General features: G+C 46.2%; 1 protein-coding gene. It reads left to right on the top strand.

Annotated features, from left to right (window positions below; genetic code table 11):
* Positions 1–65: 65 nt before the first annotated feature.
* The coding region (locus AAEY72_RS15890; protein ID WP_352311618.1) for an acyl-CoA thioesterase at positions 66–247 on the top strand (182 nt) is incomplete at its 3' end.

Consider the following 247-nt stretch of genomic DNA (forward strand, 5'->3'; position numbering starts at 1 on the left):
CCCTAGAAGCGGTACTGCGTCAAACTGTCGAAAAAATTCAACTAGGTCAGTGGGAGGTGTGCTAAATGAAAGGATTATTACTCACCGAAATGGAAATGGTGATCCCGTTTCACGATGTCGATTCGATGGGCATCACTTGGCATGGCAATTATTTGCGCTACTTTGAAGTGGTGCGCTGCCTATTGCTGGATAAACTCGGTTATAACTATCGCACTATGCAAGAGTCCGGTTATGCGTGGCCCATTGT

Origin of the sequence: Psychrobacter sp. W2-37-MNA-CIBAN-0211 (assembly GCF_040309405.1) — a bacterium.
GTDB classification, from domain to species: domain Bacteria; phylum Pseudomonadota; class Gammaproteobacteria; order Pseudomonadales; family Moraxellaceae; genus Psychrobacter; species Psychrobacter glaciei.